Genomic DNA, 18,247 nt, shown 5'->3' with positions numbered 1-18,247 from the left:
GGTCCCATCGGACATCCGATTCCTGACGCAATCCCTTTCCATCGACGACGTCCGGTTGCACCTTCAGCCACGCAGCGACGTCCGGTCGCACCTTCAGCCACGCAATGCGGGCTTGGAACGACGCCTCCGGAATGTGATGTCTGTCGCATTTGTGAAAAGATGTAATTGGATACGTATTGGTGTTTTGGGTATAAAGCCTTTTTATCAAGGGTTTTAGTGTGATTTTATTGTAAACGATATGTAAAAGAAAATGCGTACGTCATCGACCATTCTGTTGGGTGTGATGGATGAAGGAGGCCATGGTCCACCGCACGTCCTCTCCATGCGACGGGCCCGCGTTTTATTGCCTCGATTGGGCGTTTTTTCGATCCCATCTCGCTTCCTCATCCTTCTGGCAGGTTTTTCGAGCTGTGTTCTCGGCGGTTCTTCACACCTCAGAAAAATGTTTTTGGAACTAGGGGGAGAGATGCGTCTCAAACACATCGCATTCCTTGGCTGTCTCTTGTCGTTCATCACAGCCTTTGCGGCCGACCGGTTGGAACTCGTTCTCGAGTTGCCCGGCCCGAGCCTGAACAAAACCCAAGCCGGTGCCATTCTGCAGCGCAATATCATACGCGGTGGCGGGCCCTTGGTCCGGCCCACCGAACCCATCTCCGAAGCGGAGTTGGTCGTCGTGGCGGTCGATGCGGAAGGCCGCGAAATACACCGCCAGGTGGTGGCCGACCCCAATCTGGTGCGGGGCGAACTGTTCGATCCGCAAACCGGTGCCTTCGTCACGCGTCGCACGGTAACGCGAACCGGCGGGCAATTGACGCTGGTGCTGCCCGACGAAGAAAGTCTGGATCACCTGGTGGTCTATCGCCCCAGATTCGAGGGCGACGCGTACCAGCTCGAGCATGTCCGCACCTACGATCTGAATCGGGAGCCCACGCGAGATCGCATGGATCTCGGCAAAGCGGATCCGGACGTGGTTCGCGTGATCGATAACGGCGACTCCTCGGATCGCATCGATATCGTGTTTTTCGGCGATGGCTACACCCGTGCCGAGTTGGGCGACTATGCCCGCGACGTGGATACCGTCATCCAGAGCTACTTCGACACGGAGCCCTATCGCAGCTATCGCGACTTCTTCAATGTGCTGCGGGTTGATGCGGTGAGCAATCAGTCGGGAGTCGACCATCCCGAACTCGGCCAGTACCGCGACACCGCTTTCGAAGGCACCTACAACTGCGGCGGTGTCCAACGCTTGATCTGTGTCGACACCAACGAGGTCCAATCCGTGGCCGGCCGGGTATTGGCGGCCGACGCTCGCGACACCTTGATCGTGATCGTCAACGACGACGAGTACGGTGGGTCCGGCGGCGCCGTCTCGGTCATCTCCACCAATGGCCAGACTGTCGATCTGGCCCTTCACGAGATCGGCCACAGCTTCGGCCGGCTGGCCGACGAATACACCTACAACTCCGAGCGTTGTGACCGACGCGAGCCCTCGGAGCGCAACGTCACCGCACAAACCCGTCGCGATGCCATCAAGTGGAACCATTGGATCGACGCCTCCACGCCGATCCCGACGACCGGGGACCGCGGCGCCGAAGTTGGGCTGTTCCAAGGAGGCCGTTACTGTACGACCGGCATATACCGGCCCACGGACAACTCGATGATGCGCACCCTGGGGCGCCCGTTCCACGCGGTCAACGAAGAAGCGTTGATTCTGCGCATGTACCAGTTCATTCAGCCGATAACGGGCCGCACGCCGGATCGGAATCAGGTGGAGTTGAATGACGGCGAGACCATGAGGTTCGCCGTCGAGGTGCCAGGGACTCGGGGCGACACCATTCAGGTTCGCTGGCTGGTGGATGGCCTCGAGCGCGGCACCGGCACTTCGTTCGATCTGACCGCCCAGGGTCTGTCCGAGGGGAATCACAGCCTCCTGGCCGAAGCCGCCGACCTCACCGAGAAGGTTCGCCTGGATCCGAACGACGACCTGAAGGCGAGCGTGAGCTGGACCGTCGTGGTCCACGGCGGTGGTGGCGGAGATCCACAGGAGCCGGAAACTCCGCAGGGTTTGAGCGCTCGGGATATTTCCGCCTCCGCATTCACTCTCGAATGGCGGACCGCCGACCGTGCCGATCGTTATGAGGTCGAACGCGAGGTCGACGGGCAGTGGCGCCAAGAGGCGCGCACCACCGAAACGCACCATGCCTTTTCGGGGCTTCCCGAGGGCAGCACCCAACGCGTGCGGGTTCGCGCGCTCAACGATCGCGGGGCCAGCCCTTTCAGCGCCGCGCTCGAAGTACGGCTCGGCGACGATTGCGACCCGAACCTGGTCAAACCGAGCGGACTAGCCGAAACGAGCCACGGAACCACGTCCTTCAGCATCGCGTGGACCGCCGTCGCCGGGGCCACCGGCTACCGGCTCCAGTTGTGGGGTCGCAGCCAAGACGATTGGGTGGAAGCCGGTACCAGTACCACTGCCGATTTTACCTTCACCGGCCTCGAAACGGGCAGCGAGCAGTGGGTCCGGGTGCGCGCCGAAAACGCCTGTGGCCAATCGGAGTATAGCGACGACCTTTATGTCAAACTGGACGACGACGGCTGCGACGGCGCACCGGCCACGGTTGGCGGCCTCGAGGCGAGCGACGTGGGATCGACGTCGTTCGACCTGGCCTGGAACGCCGTGACGGGGGCCACCGGCTACCGGCTCCAGCTCTGGAGCGATCCTCGAGGCGAATGGGTCGAGGCGGGCACCAGCACCGCCGCACGTTTCACCTTCACCGGGCTCGAAGCGGGTAGCGAGCAATGGCCTCGGGTCCGCGCCGAAAACGCCTGCGGCGCCTCTACCTACAGCGACTACATCCATGTGGTGCTCGACGGTGGTTGCAGCGGTGCGCCCGGCACACCTACCGCCTTGCGCGCCGAAAATGTCTCGCGGACTTCGTTCGATCTCACCTGGGGTGCGGTCGACGGTGCCGAGAGATATGCGCTACAACTTTGGAACGGGTACGGCTGGTCCGATGCCGGCACCGCCACGACCCCTCGCTTCAGCTTCACCGGGCTGAATACCGGCAGTACCCAATACGTCCAGGTGCGTGCCGTCAATGCCTGCGGCGCGGGGAGTTACAGTTCCTGGTTGGAAGTGGTACTCGAATCCGCTTGCACCGGTGATCTGGACAAACCCACCGGTCTCTACTATCAGGGAGCGGGGCGCGGTTCGGCGCGATTGTACTGGCGGCCCGTGACCGGGGCCACGCGCTACGAAGTCCAGATCTGGACCGGCAGTACCTGGGCCGATTTGGGCGAATCTCGTCAGACCAACTTCCTCGTTCAAGGTTACAGTGGTTACCAATACGTGCGGGCTCGCGCCGTAAGCGACTGTGGTTCCTCCGAATACAGCGACTGGATTCCCATTTTTCTCTGAGTTCCCACGGATTCTGGTTCGGCACCGGGGCTCGGCACCTATCCTTCCACGAAGGCTGGAAAGGTGTCGGGCCCCTTTTCGTCATGTGGTACGCGATTCGAGGTTCGTGATCTCCACGGCCTCGCACGAGACGGCCGAACGCAAGGTCCGATAATCGTCGGACAGGTAAAACGAAAGCAGGGCGGCCACCCTGACGGCCAAGTCGGCGTGAAACAGTTCGCCTTTCTCGTCGCGACGCGAGAAAAAGGATTCCAGACCGTGCCGCTCCAATAGCGGTAACTCGGCATGGGTGTCGGATCGCACCAGGAACATGGCCCGGATGGCCGCTCGTGGATCGTCGCAGAGGAGGAGGCCGGCGCGGTCGGCCGTCAACTGGAAGACGCGATGGGCGGCCAAGAGCTCGGCGTTTTCGGGAGACAAGTCCTGTTTGGGAGTTTCCCCGCGGTTCAGGAGGCCGGTCTCATGAATTTTGGTCACGGCCGTTTCGGCCATGCCGACCGCACCCAGCACCTTGCCGATACGGCCGGCTTGCGCTTTGGTCACCACCTTGCGGAACTTGTTCAGGATGTCCACGCTCTTGAACATGGGCAACAGGCTCAGGAGCATGTCGACGCCTGTCTTGCCCTTGTCCCAAGCGCCGGCCCAGACGTCCGAGGCGGTGATTCGGCTGTGTCCGAAGCGGATATGGGCCACTTCGGAGCCGATCGCGAATCGCATCTCGTCAGCCGACATGAACAGGTCGGAATCGGGATCCACGTGATCCCCGCCCACCAACAGGAAAGGCGGCTTACCTTCGAAGGACCGCAGGCCGATGCTTTTCTCGCCCCGCGACACATAGACTTCCAGGCCCGGCACGCCCATCATGAGCGCCGCGTCGCTGACCGCACTTTGAAGAGCCTCCACGGCCGGCACCCGAACCTGGCGCAACCGTTCACAATAATCGCGGAGAGCACTGCGATCCGGCACCTCGATCTTGGCCAGCGCGCTCTGCAGCCTGTTGAGGGTGCCTCCTTCGCGCACCAGCGGATGCTGCAGGACGTTCAGGCACACCTCCTCTTCCAGGGGCTGTGGCGCCTCGGCCGGGGGCGCTTCTTTTTCCGGCTGGCGGGACAATCCGCCTTTCTGCAGCAGGGCCAAAACGTTTTGCGCCATGTGCGAGGCCGGGCTGGACGATGGCTCGGCGAGGATGTGCAGGCGCGCGCGATCCAGCGGTTGAAGCGTCACGAGTCGCTGGGTCAGTGCGAGATGTCGCTCCCGGTTTTCGCGATGAATCTTCAACAGCAGTTCGAGGATCCGAACGCGAAAGGTCTGACGCGCACCTTCCTCGTGAGGGGGCAACAGCTCGGCCAACTCTTCACTGGGAAGTTCGGCCAACCTGCGTTCGAGCAAGGGACCGGCCTCCACGGCGAGACCCGCCTGGATCAGGTGCGCGCCGAACGCGATATCCAGCGCAGCCTGGCGGAAGGGTTCCTTTTCCCTGGCCAAGTCTGCCTCGTGCACGTGGCGGTGAAAGGGGAGAGACCAGATCTTGGGCAGATGCTCGTTGGCCAGCAGGGTATCCAGCAGAAGGAGTTGTTGGTCCAGGTCGAGTTGCCACAGCTCGCTGAAGGTGATCAGGCCCAGACCCTCCGGGTCGGTATTCGGAAGCTGCGCCAACCAATCGGAAACCGGTGGGCGTCGATCTTCCTGCTCGTCGAGGAGGAACAGGGCCAGGCCGGCTCGCGGCTCTCCACCGGTGTAGGCCGAGGCAAGCATTTCGGTGGCGGCGTGGCGCTCTTTTTTGCTGCCGAGTACCTTGTTGAGGCGTGCGATCTCGTAACGGCGCGAGGCCGGACCGTGGAGCGGGAGGTTGGCGATCTCGCGATGGAGCCCGGCATTGTTGAGACTCGCGGGCCACGACTCGGAACCACATCGCACTTCGGGATTTCGGATGCCGTCCGCCACCTCCAGTGCCAGCGGTGGCAGAAGGTGAACCGCCACATCGCCGACACTGGAAAGGGCCACCCGCGCCGAGCGACGATCCGTCAGCAGGAAATGCCAGTAGTGGGAAGTCTCGGGCAGCGGGCCCTCGGAAAACTTGTGCGCATCGGCGCTCTCCAGCCAGACCAGAATCGTTTCCCCGGGTTCCAGCCAGGTTTGTAGCCAGGTTTTGGCGATGGCCGAGATGGCGCCTACGTGTCGTAGCGGTGGTTGTGGGGGGAGCGGCGGTCGATGCACGGTACCCAGACGCGCGGTTGCGACCAGGTGTTTGACTTTGTCGCCGGAACCGCGCGGGATGGCATAGGTGTTCCCGTTCCAGTGGATCTGGTCGCCCAGCAGGCGTTCTTCCAAGCGCAACTCGCCTTCCTGGATTTGGTGATGCCAGCCGTGCATGCCGACCTTGGTCGCCACGAGAAACAGGCCGCGATGACTGAGAACGAGGCAGGGATTGCTCAAGCCGGCCATCGGTAAATCGCCCTTGAGGGAAACGCCATCCACATAGGTGCCGAGCCCCGAAGCGGCCACATAATCTTTGATTGTCTGCTTCACGTTGGATCTCCCTCGCCTCGAAATCGAGGATGCTGTGGTTTGACGCGAGCGAACGCTCGGGCGGACATCCGGAAGCGACCCGCGCAAAAGGGGCCGTTCTTTGGCCAACGCCCCTTCCTCGAGCAGAAACGATGGTGGTCACTCGATCGTCCAACCCGGATAGTATGCATTAAAGCATTTGATCGTATCGGTCTCGTGAGAAACCCGCGTCTGTCTTCACGGGCGGAAGGCCGTCGGGAAATGGGCCGGAAGGCGGTCGATGGGGCCAAGGGTCCGGCATCGGTAATTCCGGGTCGTCGGTGCCTGTGGGTGGGTCGGTCGCAGGGTTTGCGTAACGGATGCCGCTCAGGGATTGCCGCGCAGGCTTTTCCAGAAGTCGTTGGTCGATTCGAACCGTTGCAGCGGATCCTTTTGCAGGGCTCGATTGATGGCGTAACTGATGTGGCGCGGCACCTCGGTGCGCAACAGATGAACGTGGGCCGGCTTTTCCTTCAATTGCTTGAGCAGCAGTTTTTGCAGGTTGCGGCTCTCGAAGGCCGGTCGGCCGGTCATCATTTCAAACGCGATCAGCCCGAGGTTGTAGATGTCGGAGTGGTGGGTGACCGAACGACCCACACATTGTTCCGGTGACATGTAGGCCGGTGTGCCGACGAGCTGCCCTTTGCGGGTGAGCTTGGCCTTGAACGTTTCGCTGATGACCTGCTCGAAGAAAACCAGGCCGAAGTCCAAGATCTTGACGGTGGGGTTGACCGGGTCGTCGATCACCATGATGTTGGTGGGTTTGATGTCGCGGTGAACGATGCCCCTCTGGTGAATGGTGCCGAGCGCGCCGCAGAGCTGGGCCATGAAGGAAAGCCCTACGGTGACCGGCAACCCCTGGGGATAGTCTTCGAGGTACTCGCGCAGGGTGGCGCCTTCGATGAACTCGAACACGATATAGGGCGTTTCGGCTTCGAGATTGTAGTCGAGGATCTCGACGATGTTGGGGTGGCTGAACTGTAACAGTCCCTTGGCCTCGCGCCGAAATCGCGTCATCAGGTACTCGCGGTCGGGACCCAGATCTTCCATCATGACGGTCTTGATGACCACCTTTTTGGGCGTGTGCTTGTAATGGGCCATGTAGATACGACCCATGCCACCTTCCTGCAACACGCGTTCGATGACGTAACGGCCGCCGACCAATTGTCCTCGTTCCTCGAAGCCGGGGTCGTCGGAAAGATGATCTCCATCCCTGTCGTTTGGCGGCTGGTCCCCTTGTTGAGCCGCTTTCCAGGCGTCGCTGATCCCCATTGCGGTTGCCCCCCAGAGGTTCACCCTGATCGCAGTTGGCGGGAACGTCAACGATCCGTCTTCGCTGCGATCCTATGCAATACCGTTACTCTATCCAACGGCTTCGGGCTCGTAATCTTGAGATTCCCGATGGTGGGAATGTGGATTTTGTGATTTGGCCGACCGGTACGTCTCGGGTAGTTTCGCCCGCCTCGTGCGGGGCCGAATTTGTCGGGTCGAACTCTCTTGAAACAGATTCGCATGGAGTGCCCGAATGCCAAGAGATTCGTCGTGCCAGGTAGGGGCATCAGGGGCGGTAAGCCCGCCGGATGAACTTGCCGAAGTGATTCATTCTGCGCAGATACGGAGCTTGAAAAAGGGAAGCACATTATTGAGTTGTTCGGACAAATGAAACAGGAGCTTCGGAATGTGCGGCGGGCAGGGTCGGTAAGGCCGCACACCTGCCTGGCATGACGTCCCTCTCGCGAATGCGGGAGCTCCCAAGCGACCAGCTTCGATTAGTCCCTGACCTGAGACCCAGCGGCCGGTGGTTCGGCAATCCGAATACCTACAATCCGGATCTCGGCCTGAGCTGCGACTCTGTTTGATCAACGCGAAACGAAGGGGTTGCCTTCCAACCAAAAGCGCCAGGGGAGGTCGGCGCTCTTGGTGATCCCGATGCGGGGACCGGAGGTGATCGCCGAGTCGGGAACGGGCTCGCCCTGTAGGAGTTCGATCGGACCTCGTCGCAGATCGATGCCGTCGAAGCGGCGATCGATGGCGAAGGCCTGACAACATTTGCCGGGACCGTTGGTCAAATTGCGTCGGGTCACTCGAGCGCCTCGAAACTGCTGCATACGGGCCTCGCCCTCCAAGGGCTCCAGGGCCCGGATCAGGACCGCCGCGCCGGTGCCGTCCGTTTCGGTGACCACGTTCATGCAGAAATGGATACCGTAAATGAGGTAGACGTAGAGGTGTCCCGGCGGGCCGAACATGACACGGTTGCGGTTGGTGGGGCCGCCGTAGCTGTGGGCCGCCTGGTCGCCGTCCTGATGATAGGCTTCCACCTCCACGATGCGGCCGGCCAAGAGCCCGTCTTCATGGCGGTGGACCAGGACGCGGCCGAGCAGGTCGCGGGCGGTTTCCAGGGTGGTTCCGCGGTAGAAATCGGCCGGTAGGGGATCCCAATGACGCGTGGAGGTGGGCGCACTCATCCGCATTGAATGGCCGAAATGGCGGAAACGAGTTCGATATCTTCGGATTTGCATCCCCGCGACAGATCGTTGACCGGTTTCTGGAGGCCCTGGAGAATGGGGCCGAGTGCGGTGGCGCCGGCCAGTCGCTCGGTGATCTTGTAGGCGATGTTGCCCGCGTGAAGGTTGGGGAAGATCAGCACGTTGGCCGTACCTGCCACGGGGGATCCGGGCGCCTTGCGGATCCCGATCGAGGGGACCAGGGCGGCGTCGGCCTGGAGATCGCCGTCGATCGCCAGGTGGGGTTCCCGTTCGCGGACCAGCGACAGCGCTTCCAGCACGACATCGATGCTTTCGTGGCGGGCGCTGCCGTAGGTGGAGAAGGACAGCATGGCCACCTTGGGTTCCGTGCCGGTCAGTTGGCGCCAGCTCTGCGCCGAAGACACGGCGATATCGGCGAGTTGGGCCGCATCGGGCAAGGGAATCACGCCGCAGTCGGCGTACAGCAGGGCGCGACGACCGGCATCGAGGATCATGAAGAAGAAACTGGAGACCATTTTGTCGCGCGGGCCGATGCACTGGATCGCGGCCCTGACGGTGTCGGCCGTGGTGCGCACCGCGCCGCCGACACAGGTATCCACCGCCCCGGTTCGCACCATCAGGGCCGCCTTGAACAGCGGATCGGCCGCGATGTCGAGGGCCTGTTGCCGCTCCAGGCCCTTCTTCTTGCGGATCTCGAGCAACAGGTCCACGTAGCGATCCTGCTCGTGGTTGGGATCGACCACTTCGAAGTCGGGTTCAGCCAGGCCCAGGTCGCGGCGCACTTCGTCGAACGATTCGGGTTTGGCGAGCAGGACGGGTCGCACGGTGCCCGACTTGGCGAGCGCGTAGGCGGCCGTGACCACACGCGGATCGTCTCCCTCGGGAAAGGCCACACTCTTGTTGGCTTTGGCGGCACGCGCCACTAGATCCTGCTGAATCGACATGGTCGTCACTCCCTGGATGATGGATTGGGTACGGCGGTATTCTAGCACCCATGTAGGGCGGGAGTAAGGCACAACTCTCGGCGCGATTCGGTGCTCGTGTGGCGGCCATCAGGCGCCCGATCACGGTTCGGTAAGGTTCTTTTTTCTTCTCTCTTTTTCTTTACCCTAGGCTGGTGCGGGCTACGCGATGACGATCGCGACGCACCCGCCGAGAAACGAAAATGCCCGGCGCGGTGGCCGGGCATTTACGCTCGCCGGACATCCGTTTTTGGGGATGTTTGGGGCGAGGTCGTCCTGTCAGGATTCGTCCTGACGGAGCATGTGGGCGATCTTGAACGCCATCTCGAGGCTTTGGGCCGCGTTGAGACGGGGATCGCACGCCGTTTCGTAGCTCTCGGCGAGATGCTCTTCCTTGAGGTCCGCCGCACCACCGAGGCATTCGGTCACGTTGGCGCCGGTCAGCTCGAAGTGCACGCCACCGGGAACGGTCCCTTCCTGGCGATGGATAGCGAAGAACAGCGTCAATTCCTGGAGGATGTCCGAGAAGTGGCGCGTCTTGTGGCCCGTGTCGGCCTTGTAGGTGTTGCCGTGCATCGGATCGCAGCACCAGACCACTTGGAAGCCGTTGTCTTTGACCACGCGAATCAGGGGCGGAAGCAGCTCCTCGATCTTGGCGGCGCCGAAGCGAGTGATCAGGACCAGGCGTCCCGCCTCGTTTTCCGGATTGAGGACCTTGATCAGCTCCACCAGCGTGGGTCCATCGGTGGTGGGACCCACCTTGAGGCCGATGGGATTGTTGATGCCGCGGAAGTATTCCACGTGCGCGCCGTCCAACTGACGGGTCCTATCGCCGATCCACACCATGTGGGCGCCGACGTTGTACCAATCGCCGGTGAGCGAGTCGCAACGGGTCAGGGCGGACTCGTACCCAAGCAGCAGGCCCTCGTGAGAGGTGTACAGATCCACCTGGTTGAGTTGCGGAAAGCGGCGCGAATCGATGCCGCAGGCTTCGATGAACTTCAGGGTGCGGTGGATTTCGGTGGCGAGATCCTCGTAATCGAGACCCAGCGGGCTGTTCTTGACGAATTGCAGGTTCCAGGCGTTGACCATGTTCAGGTCGGCATAACCGCCGTGGGTGAAGGCCCGCAGCAGGTTCAGGGTCGAGGCCGATTGGTGGTAGGCCCGCAACAGGCGGTTGGGATCCGGCATGCGTTCCTGCGGCGTGGGTTCGAAGGAATTCACCGAATCACCCTTGTAGGAAGCCATTTCCACGCCGCCGATCCGCTCCGTCGGGCTGGACCGCGGCTTGGCGTATTGGCCGGCGATGCGGCCGACCTTGACGACCGGTTTCAGGGAGCCGTAGGTCAGAACCACGGCCATCTGCAGCAGAATGCGAAGTTTTTCACGAATGATCTTGGCGTGGTTTTGACTGAACTGCTCGGCGCAATCGCCGCCTTGCAGCAGGAACGCCTCGCCGGCAGCGACGCGAGCCAGTTTCGCCTTCAATTTGCGACATTCGCCGGCAAACACCAGTGGGGGTTGCTGGCGAAGCTCCGCGAGTACGGCCTCGACTTCTTTCGGATCCGGGTACTCGGGTTGTTGTGCGGCGGCAAAGTCGCGCCACGAATCCAGATGCCAATCCTTTTGCATGGATCACCTTCTTTTATGTTCGGGAAGATCGATCGCGCCGACTCCCCCTCGTTGTCGTCGCGATCCGGCCGCCAAGCCCGGAAAATCACGTTCGAACCACGGTTCGCGCGAAAGTTTTCGAAGGCAATATCCCCATTGATTTCAGATGCCTCGGCTCTTCTGGCGCGGCCCGTCGCTCGCCCCGATTCTTCGTTCGGGCGCGGCGGGTTAAATTGGCGTGCCATTATAGAGGAAAAAGATCTGGGTGTCATGAGCGCATTTCGACCAACGCGTGAGCGCTTTGTGACCAGAACCCGCTTGCTCTCACGGCCCGTGATTGGTTTACTTGTGGAGGCGGCGGCCGATGCGGTCAGGCGTGTCGGTCGGTTTGCTCGCGTTTGGGACCGGTTGCGACGATGCCTTGACCAAATGTCGCGTTTTCGTCGGTTTCGCACCGCCGCTCACGAGTGTCTCGACGGAGCTGATATCTACTTGACTCAAATGCAAAAGACTGGCAAATTGGATGGTTGCCGCTACCAGGTACATCGATCCTTCATCTGGCGCTCACGTTCAGACCAAACTGTTCCTCTTCCAAATCTTGCGAATCCACCCACCCGGAATCTCGTTGTGTGGGTTTCGCCGTGTGGGGATTAGGGCCATTCTTTTTTTCTCACCAATTTCTTTCGCGAATTGGCACGATAACGCCTTAAGAATATTGGCTACAGATTCGACACGTTAAGAAACTTTTCCAGCTTTAAGGTTCCTTCATGGTTCAGTTCAATACTAAAGACAACGAAATACTTGTCAAAATTGTGTTTTATGGGCCCGGCCTCTCCGGGAAGACCACCAACCTTCAAAAATTACACGAGATGATGACTCCCAATCAGCGGACCGATCTCTTCAGCGTGAACACGATGGAAGATCGCACGTTGTTTTTCGATCTGCTACCGATGGACCTGGGTTACGTTTACGGGAATTCCATCAAGCTCCAGATCTACACGGTCCCCGGTCAGGTTCATTACGACTCGACCCGGCGCATCGTCTTGAGCGGCGTGGACGGCGTGGTCTTCGTGGCCGATTCCGATCCTGCCAAGTTGCAGGAGAACGTGCAGAGCATCAACAACCTGCACCACAACCTGCAGGCCAACCGGCTGAACATCAAGGAAGTGCCGCTGGTCCTGCAGTACAACAAGCGGGATTTGCCCAACGCGGCTCCGGTCGACCAACTGAACCAGAAGCTCAATTTCCGCAACGTGCCGTCCTTCGAAGCCGTGGCCATCAGCGGCGAAGGGGTTTTGGAGACATTCTCCGAAACGGTGAAGCTCACCGTTCGCTACATTTTTGAAAAGTACCAGCTCTCCAAGGGCATCAAGAATATCGACAGTGTGATCGAAAAGTTGGAGACCTCGTTGCTCTCCAATGCCAAGCAGGTGGTCGGCAAGCGCAGCAAGCCGCAGATTCCCGACGTGGACAACAGTGCCAGCACGGGCGCGGAGAAGACGGGCCGGACGGTCCTGAAGTACACGCACAACATCGATCAGGACGACGAAGAAGGCAAGGAACAGCTCCTCAAGAAGGCCCTGACGTCCAACATGGACACGGCGCGGCTCTACGGCGACCTGAAGAAGAGCAAGGAAGCGCTGGCCAAGAAAAACGAGGAACTGAACCAGCTCTATAAAAAATTGGAAAAGTCCAATTCGGACAACCTCAAGATTCGGCGTTTTCTGGAAAGCCTCGTCAATTTCGCCGGTGAGGCGATCATCACGTTCAACGAGCTTTGGCTGATCCAGAACTGGAACCAGGCGGCCGAGGAACTGTTCGGCTATCAGCGCGAAGCGGTGCTGAACCAGAACATCAACATTCTGTTCCCCAACGAGTCGATGGCGGACCTGAACCGCGTGCTCACCTTCGTGGTCAGCGGCAAGGTCGTTCGGGGTTTCGAGACCAAGCTGAAGGCCCAGAACAACGAGGTCATTCCGGTCAACATCACCTTCTCGCCCATCAAGAACCAGAACAACACGATCGTGGCCTTTACGGCGATCGTGCGCGACCTGTCGTTCATGACCAAGATGAACGCGTTGCTGTACGCCTTGCAGCGTTACGAGGGTGTGGTCAACCTGCTGCCGGATGTCCTCAAGACCATTCGCCAGAACGTGCCGGAGATGCCGGACGAGGTATCGCCGGTGCTGGACGAGTACGGACGCCTGGCCCAGCCGCTCACCAACATGACGGAACCCACCAACATCAATCAGTTGATCGAGACCGCCAAAAGCCTTTTGGAAGCGCGCATGGCCCAGCGCCACGTGGCCTGGATGGCGCAACTGTTCCCCTCCATGCCCAATCTGCTCCTCGATCGCCAGCAGATCACACAGGGCTTGCTGAACCTGATGCTCAACTCGATCGAATCGCTCGAGGACCGGCCCAGCGGCAAGCTGACGATCGGTACCCACTTCGCCAATGGGGAAGTGCTGGTGCAGATCATCGACAACGGCAACGGCATGGCGCCCGAGGAACTGGACCGCATCCTGGATCCGGTGTTCGACGACCGCAAGTCGTTGCCTGGCATTCGCCTCAACGCCACGCGCGAGATCATCAAGAACAACGGCGGTACCCTGCGTATCGATTCGGCACCGGGCAAGGGTACCAAGGCCACCCTGCGTTTCAAGGCGAACTGAGGCGCAGTGCGCGGCACCGGGAATTCCGGCGGTGAACATCGAATGAATCGACCGCGCTTTGCGGATGCCGCGGGCGTATGCCTACGTTTGGATCGAACCCGTCGATGGATGGTCCGCGTGCGTGGTCAATCCCGATACGGGTTGGGAACGGATGCCGGATGGGAGCCCAGTCGTAACTGGGACGTGGCAGGAGATGGGCATGGTCCGCGATCGACCAAATGCTCGGATGGTCACCATCCCCGGCGTTCGGTGAACCGCGAAAAGCGACCATCCCCACCTACCGAATAGCCGGGATGGGTCCGCCCAGGCACGGGTCCGACCACGTGTTCGATGTACCGAATGTGGAAACAATCGATCGGTGGACGGCCTTTTGATAATGCCAAAAGGTTCGAAATTATGTGCCGATCGAGGTCATCTTGACGCGTTGTGTCTCCTTCTGGGACGGCCTCTATCCTACATGTCAACCCTGGTTCCGTTTCTTTTTTCACTTTTTCGCATATTAATGCTTTGAAATCGGGCGTCATCATTTTACACTTTACTGAAACCGCGTTTTTAGTGTCCTTCCATCTCGACATATAGTATGTGTTTGCCGGGATGGCACAACATGTAGGGAAATGGGTGCTAATGCACAGGGGGGCATCGATTGCGAAAGATACTGGTTGCGGATTCCGCAAACATCACTCACTTCATGGTGGAGAGGATCCTGGGCAAAGAGGGCTTCACCGTCTTCTATGTCAAGCACGCCCGCGACATCAGCGGTCAGATCAACCAGATCATGCCGGACATACTCTTCCTCGAGCCGGAAATATCCGGAGGCAAGGGCCGTAAGATCTGCGAATATCTGGCGCGCCGTCCCGAAACCAATCACATTCCCATCATTCTGGTCACCCGTGTCACGGACACCAACAAATACAACATGCTGAACTGGCCCGGGGTGCAGGGCATCCTGCGCAAACCGTTCAAAACCGACATTGTCTTGGAAGCGGTGCAGCGCCTGAACCTGGCGAACACCGCCGATTTCGAAAATCTCGAGCGCGAGTCCGACGCTGTCTAGAGCCGAACCGACCCCGACGAATACCGACTTTCGAGCGCGCCATCGACCACGTTTTTAAGGTCTCGGCTCGTCCCCCGGCTGACGGGAGGGCCTGTGATATGATGAGACCCATTCCCGTCGGGCGGGTATCCTTTTCCATCGGAGGACGCGCTTGAACCTTATCCTAGAGGATATTCTCGCGGCTCGCATTCGTATCAAACACCTGGTCCACAAGACGCCCCTGCTCCGCTCGCGACAGTTGAACCGATTGCTCGGTTGCGACCTGTATTTCAAGGCCGAATCACTGCAGAAGGTAGGCGCGTTCAAGGCACGCGGGGTATGTCATTTTCTTTCCCGCGAGGAGACCGGAAACCCGGTCGTGACCACCTACAGTTCCGGCAACCACGGCCAGGCGTTGGCCTGGGCCGCATCGCAATTCGAGCGCAAGGCCGTCGTGTTCATGCCGGAAGACGCGAGCCAGGCCAAGGTGGCCGCCGTGCGCGGTTACGGCGGCGAAGTTCGCTTCGCGGGCCTGTCCGGCGATGACCGTCAGGCGGCCTGTGAGGCGTTTGCCGCGGAAACCGGCGCCCTCGTCGTGCCGCCCTTCGATCACCCGCACATCATTGCGGGCCAGGGCACCGTCCTACTGGAAATCGTGGAGGAGCTGCCCACCTTCGACGCCCTGTTGGTGCCCACCGGCGGTGGTGGATTGTTGGCGGGCAACGCGCTGGCCCTCAAGGCGTTGCGAAGGAACGCCCAGATCTTCGCGTGCGAGCCGGAGCTGGCCGCCGATGCCCGCGCCAGTTTGGCCAGTGGCGAACTGCAGCGTATCGAATACGCCAAGACCATCGCCGACGGCGCCCGCAATCTTTGTCTCGGCAACCTCAATTGGGATATCATTCGACGCCATGTGGACGGCGGTTTGGCCGCGCCCGAATTCCTGATCGTCGAGGCCATGCGCGAATTGGCCACCTTCACCAAGCAGTACGTCGAGCCCTCCGGCGCCCTGGGGCTGGCCTGCCTGATGGGTCACCGCGATCAGTTCAAGAATAAAACGGTGGTGATCATTTTATCCGGGGGCAATATCGCGCTGGAAGACTACGCTCGTTTGATCACTTCCCACGGAGCGAAACATGGATCAGCTTCTCGATGAGCTCAACCCCCAGCAACGCGACGCGGTCGAGGCGACCGACGGTCCGGTGCTGGTGGTTGCAGGTGCGGGATCCGGAAAGACCAAGGTCATCACCTCCCGCATCATGCACCTCATTCAAAAAGGGGTGAGCCCCTATCAAATCCTCGCGATGACCTTTACGAACAAGGCCGCCCAGGAAATGAAGTCGCGGGTCGAACGGGTGGTGGGTCGCGATGCGCGCGATTTGACGATTTCGACCTTCCACTCCTTTTGCGCGCTGTTCCTGCGGCGCGAGATCGCCCATCTGGATCGCGATTCGAGCTTCGTGATTTACGACACCTCCGATCAGACCACCTGTCTCAAGCGCGTCATTCGCTCGATGGACCTCGAAGAGAAACACTATCCCGCCCAGAAGATGCGCGGCAAGATCAGTTACATCAAGAACACGGGCGACATGGAAGGTCGGCTGAGCAACGAAATCGAGCACAATATCTATCGGGCCTATCAGGAAGAGCTGTTGGCCCAGAATGCGATGGATTTCGACGATCTGCTGCACCTGACCTGTCAGATCCTGGAAAACTTCGGCGAGGTTCAGGAGCGCTATCGGCGCCGTTTCGAATTCATCATGGTGGACGAATATCAGGACACCAACCAAATCCAGTCCAAGCTGATCAACCTGTTGCTCGGCGAGCACCGCAATCTCTGTGTGGTGGGCGACGAAGACCAGAGCATCTACGGCTGGCGCGGCGCCGACATCACCAACATTCTCCATTTCGACACCCATTATCCCGGCACGCGCGTGTTCAAGCTGGAGCAGAACTACCGCAGTACCCAGCCGATCCTCGATTACGCCAACGCGGTGATCAATCAGAACAAGTTGCGCAAACCCAAAAAGCTGTGGACGGATCAGGAAACGGGTTTGCCGGTGCGCATTCGAGACGAGTATTCCGGCGGGATCGAGGCCGAGAACATCATCCAGGAAATCATGGGACTTCGCCGTCGCCACGATCTGGAGTTCAGCGACTTCGCCGTGCTGTTCCGTTCCAACGCGCTGTCGCGCATGTTGGAAGAAAATTGCCGCAAGTACCGCGTCCCGTTCCAGCTCATCGGTGGGCTGAAGTTCTACGATCGCAAGGAGATCAAGGACATCCTGTCGTTCATGCGGATCGTCGTCAACCCTCGCGATTGGACCAGTTTCGCACGGGCCATCGGGGTGCCGCCACGGGGCATCGGCGCCAAATCCCAGGACAAACTCTACACCTACTTCAATTCGGGCCTCGACATTGGCGAGGTGATGGCCCGCGCCATCGAGGACAAGGCCTTCGGCGGTCGCGGGTACAAGGGGCTCGTGGCCTTCGAGGCGCTCTACCGCAACCTGGTGGCCTGGTCCAAGGAATACAAACCCAGCGTCTGGCTCGGTAAGTTGGTCAAGGCCCTGGACTACAAGGATTACCTGGAACGGCTCGACGACGTCGGCATCGAAAGCCGCATCGACAACCTCGAGGAATTGCTGACCAGTATGGAAGAGCAGGAGAAGCAGGGCATCGAGACCCTGTCCCAGTTCATGGATTTCAGTGCGCTGGTCAACGATCAGGACGACGTGGATCCCGATCAGCCGCGGGTCAACCTGATGACGGTCCACGCCGCCAAGGGTCTGGAATTCGATACCGTCTTCGTGATGGGGTTGGAGGACGGCGTCTTTCCCAACCAGCGCACGTTGGACGACAATCCCAACTCCCTCGAAGAGGAGCGGCGGCTGTTCTACGTGGCCGTGACCCGCGCCAAACGCAGGCTGTACCTCTCCTATGCCCGGTCGCGCCAGACCTATGGCAAGGTCAACCGCAACATCAAGTCGCGCTTTCTCAAACAACCCATCGTCAATCCCGATCAGGAGCCGGCGAGATCGACCGGGCGCCCGCGGACCAGCGGTCGCTGGGGTTCGTTGGACGATCAGGTCGGGAAGATGGAGGCCAAGCTCAGTGCCCTGGGCGCCAAGGCCGATTTCAGCAACGTCGTGAACGGCGGCGGTGGCCAGGACTCTTCCGGCACCGTTTCGCTACAATCCGGTGACATCGTGGAACACGCCAGTTTTGGCGTGGGAACCGTTTCGTTGGTCATGGGTCGCGGCTCGAGCCAGCGAGTGAGTGTCCATTTCCGCGACAAACGCATTCGAACCTTCATCGCGGAAAAAGCGAACCTGAAAAAGTTGGGAGATTCCTGACGGTTTCGGCAACTGCTTGAACGGAAAAGGGTTGTGGCAGTCTCAGGGGGGTCCGGAGACCCGGATCGACACCTGTCGTCCAGGGCCGCCAAACCCTGGTGATCCAAGCTAACCCTGTCGTTCTAAATGAGATGCTCATTACGGTTGCCAGGGTTTGCATGT

The 18,247-nt window shown here is 60.2% G+C and carries 10 protein-coding genes; 5 read left to right on the top strand and 5 right to left on the bottom strand.

What is annotated here, in order from left to right; translation table 11 throughout:
* Window positions 1–466 precede the first annotated feature (466 nt).
* Entirely contained in the window at window positions 467–3,418 is a 2,952-nt protein-coding gene (locus tag J3U87_RS09170; protein WP_237382742.1) for a M64 family metallopeptidase, read from the top strand.
* An 81-nt stretch (window positions 3,419–3,499) separates the two neighbouring features.
* Here the strand turns inward: J3U87_RS09170 and J3U87_RS09165 are convergent, their stop codons facing one another.
* The 5 genes from J3U87_RS09165 to J3U87_RS09145 form a co-directional block, all read right to left on the bottom strand.
* On the bottom strand, window positions 3,500–5,947 hold the full coding sequence (locus J3U87_RS09165) for a M48 family metalloprotease (protein ID WP_237382741.1): 2,448 nt from the start codon (window positions 5,945–5,947) through the stop codon (window positions 3,500–3,502).
* Between the two features lie 345 nt (window positions 5,948–6,292).
* Entirely contained in the window at window positions 6,293–7,237 is a 945-nt protein-coding gene (locus tag J3U87_RS09160; RefSeq protein ID WP_237382740.1) for a serine/threonine protein kinase, read from the bottom strand.
* A gap of 587 nt (window positions 7,238–7,824) precedes the next feature.
* Window positions 7,825–8,430, bottom strand: a complete 606-nt coding sequence (locus J3U87_RS09155; RefSeq protein WP_237382739.1) for a DNA-3-methyladenine glycosylase — start codon at window positions 8,428–8,430, stop codon at window positions 7,825–7,827.
* Window positions 8,427–9,395, bottom strand: a complete 969-nt coding sequence (gene pta, locus J3U87_RS09150) for a phosphate acetyltransferase (RefSeq protein WP_237382738.1) — start codon at window positions 9,393–9,395, stop codon at window positions 8,427–8,429. Before pta ends, J3U87_RS09155 begins: the two co-directional genes overlap by 4 nt.
* 297 nt (window positions 9,396–9,692) lie before the next feature.
* The gene (locus J3U87_RS09145) at window positions 9,693–11,045 is read right to left on the bottom strand and encodes a class II 3-deoxy-7-phosphoheptulonate synthase (RefSeq protein WP_237382737.1); all 1,353 of its coding nucleotides are present in this window, start codon (window positions 11,043–11,045) and stop codon (window positions 9,693–9,695) included.
* Between the two features lie 746 nt (window positions 11,046–11,791).
* Between J3U87_RS09145 and J3U87_RS09140 the strand changes: the two genes are divergently transcribed.
* The 4 genes from J3U87_RS09140 to J3U87_RS09125 all read left to right on the top strand — a co-directional run bounded on the left by J3U87_RS09140 (window position 11,792) and on the right by J3U87_RS09125 (window position 18,085).
* Window positions 11,792–13,699 (top strand): PAS domain-containing protein, encoded by a 1,908-nt coding sequence (locus tag J3U87_RS09140; protein ID WP_237382736.1) that lies wholly within the window; start codon window positions 11,792–11,794, stop codon window positions 13,697–13,699.
* 643 nt (window positions 13,700–14,342) lie between these two features.
* Complete coding sequence (locus tag J3U87_RS09135) at window positions 14,343–14,753, top strand: response regulator (protein ID WP_237382735.1); 411 nt, start codon at window positions 14,343–14,345, stop codon at window positions 14,751–14,753.
* A 151-nt stretch (window positions 14,754–14,904) separates the two neighbouring features.
* Window positions 14,905–15,885, top strand: coding sequence for a threonine ammonia-lyase (locus J3U87_RS09130; RefSeq protein ID WP_237382734.1), 981 nt, complete (start codon window positions 14,905–14,907; stop codon window positions 15,883–15,885).
* Entirely contained in the window at window positions 15,866–18,085 is a 2,220-nt protein-coding gene (locus tag J3U87_RS09125) for an ATP-dependent helicase (RefSeq protein WP_237382733.1), read from the top strand. Before J3U87_RS09130 ends, J3U87_RS09125 begins: the two co-directional genes overlap by 20 nt.
* Window positions 18,086–18,247: the final 162 nt, after the last annotated feature.

Origin of the sequence: Sulfidibacter corallicola (genome assembly GCF_017498545.1) — a bacterium.
GTDB classification, from domain to species: Bacteria; Acidobacteriota; Holophagae; order Acanthopleuribacterales; family Acanthopleuribacteraceae; genus Sulfidibacter; species Sulfidibacter corallicola.
The sequence above is the reverse complement of the archived record's forward strand: the minus strand, read 5'-3'. Positions and strand labels throughout refer to the sequence as shown.

What these genes read in the sequence shown, in the direction of transcription:
- J3U87_RS09170 (WP_237382742.1), top strand. Translation starts at nt 467, where the DNA reads ATGCGTCTCAAACACATCGCATTCCTTGGCTGTCTCTTGTCGTTCATC.
- J3U87_RS09160 (WP_237382740.1), bottom strand. Translation starts at nt 7,237, where the DNA reads ATGGGGATCAGCGACGCCTGGAAAGCGGCTCAACAAGGGGACCAGCCG.
- J3U87_RS09155 (WP_237382739.1), bottom strand. Translation starts at nt 8,430, where the DNA reads ATGAGTGCGCCCACCTCCACGCGTCATTGGGATCCCCTACCGGCCGAT.
- pta (WP_237382738.1), bottom strand. Translation starts at nt 9,395, where the DNA reads ATGTCGATTCAGCAGGATCTAGTGGCGCGTGCCGCCAAAGCCAACAAG.
- J3U87_RS09145 (WP_237382737.1), bottom strand. Translation starts at nt 11,045, where the DNA reads ATGCAAAAGGATTGGCATCTGGATTCGTGGCGCGACTTTGCCGCCGCA.
- J3U87_RS09140 (WP_237382736.1), top strand. Translation starts at nt 11,792, where the DNA reads ATGGTTCAGTTCAATACTAAAGACAACGAAATACTTGTCAAAATTGTG.
- J3U87_RS09125 (WP_237382733.1), top strand. Translation starts at nt 15,866, where the DNA reads ATGGATCAGCTTCTCGATGAGCTCAACCCCCAGCAACGCGACGCGGTC.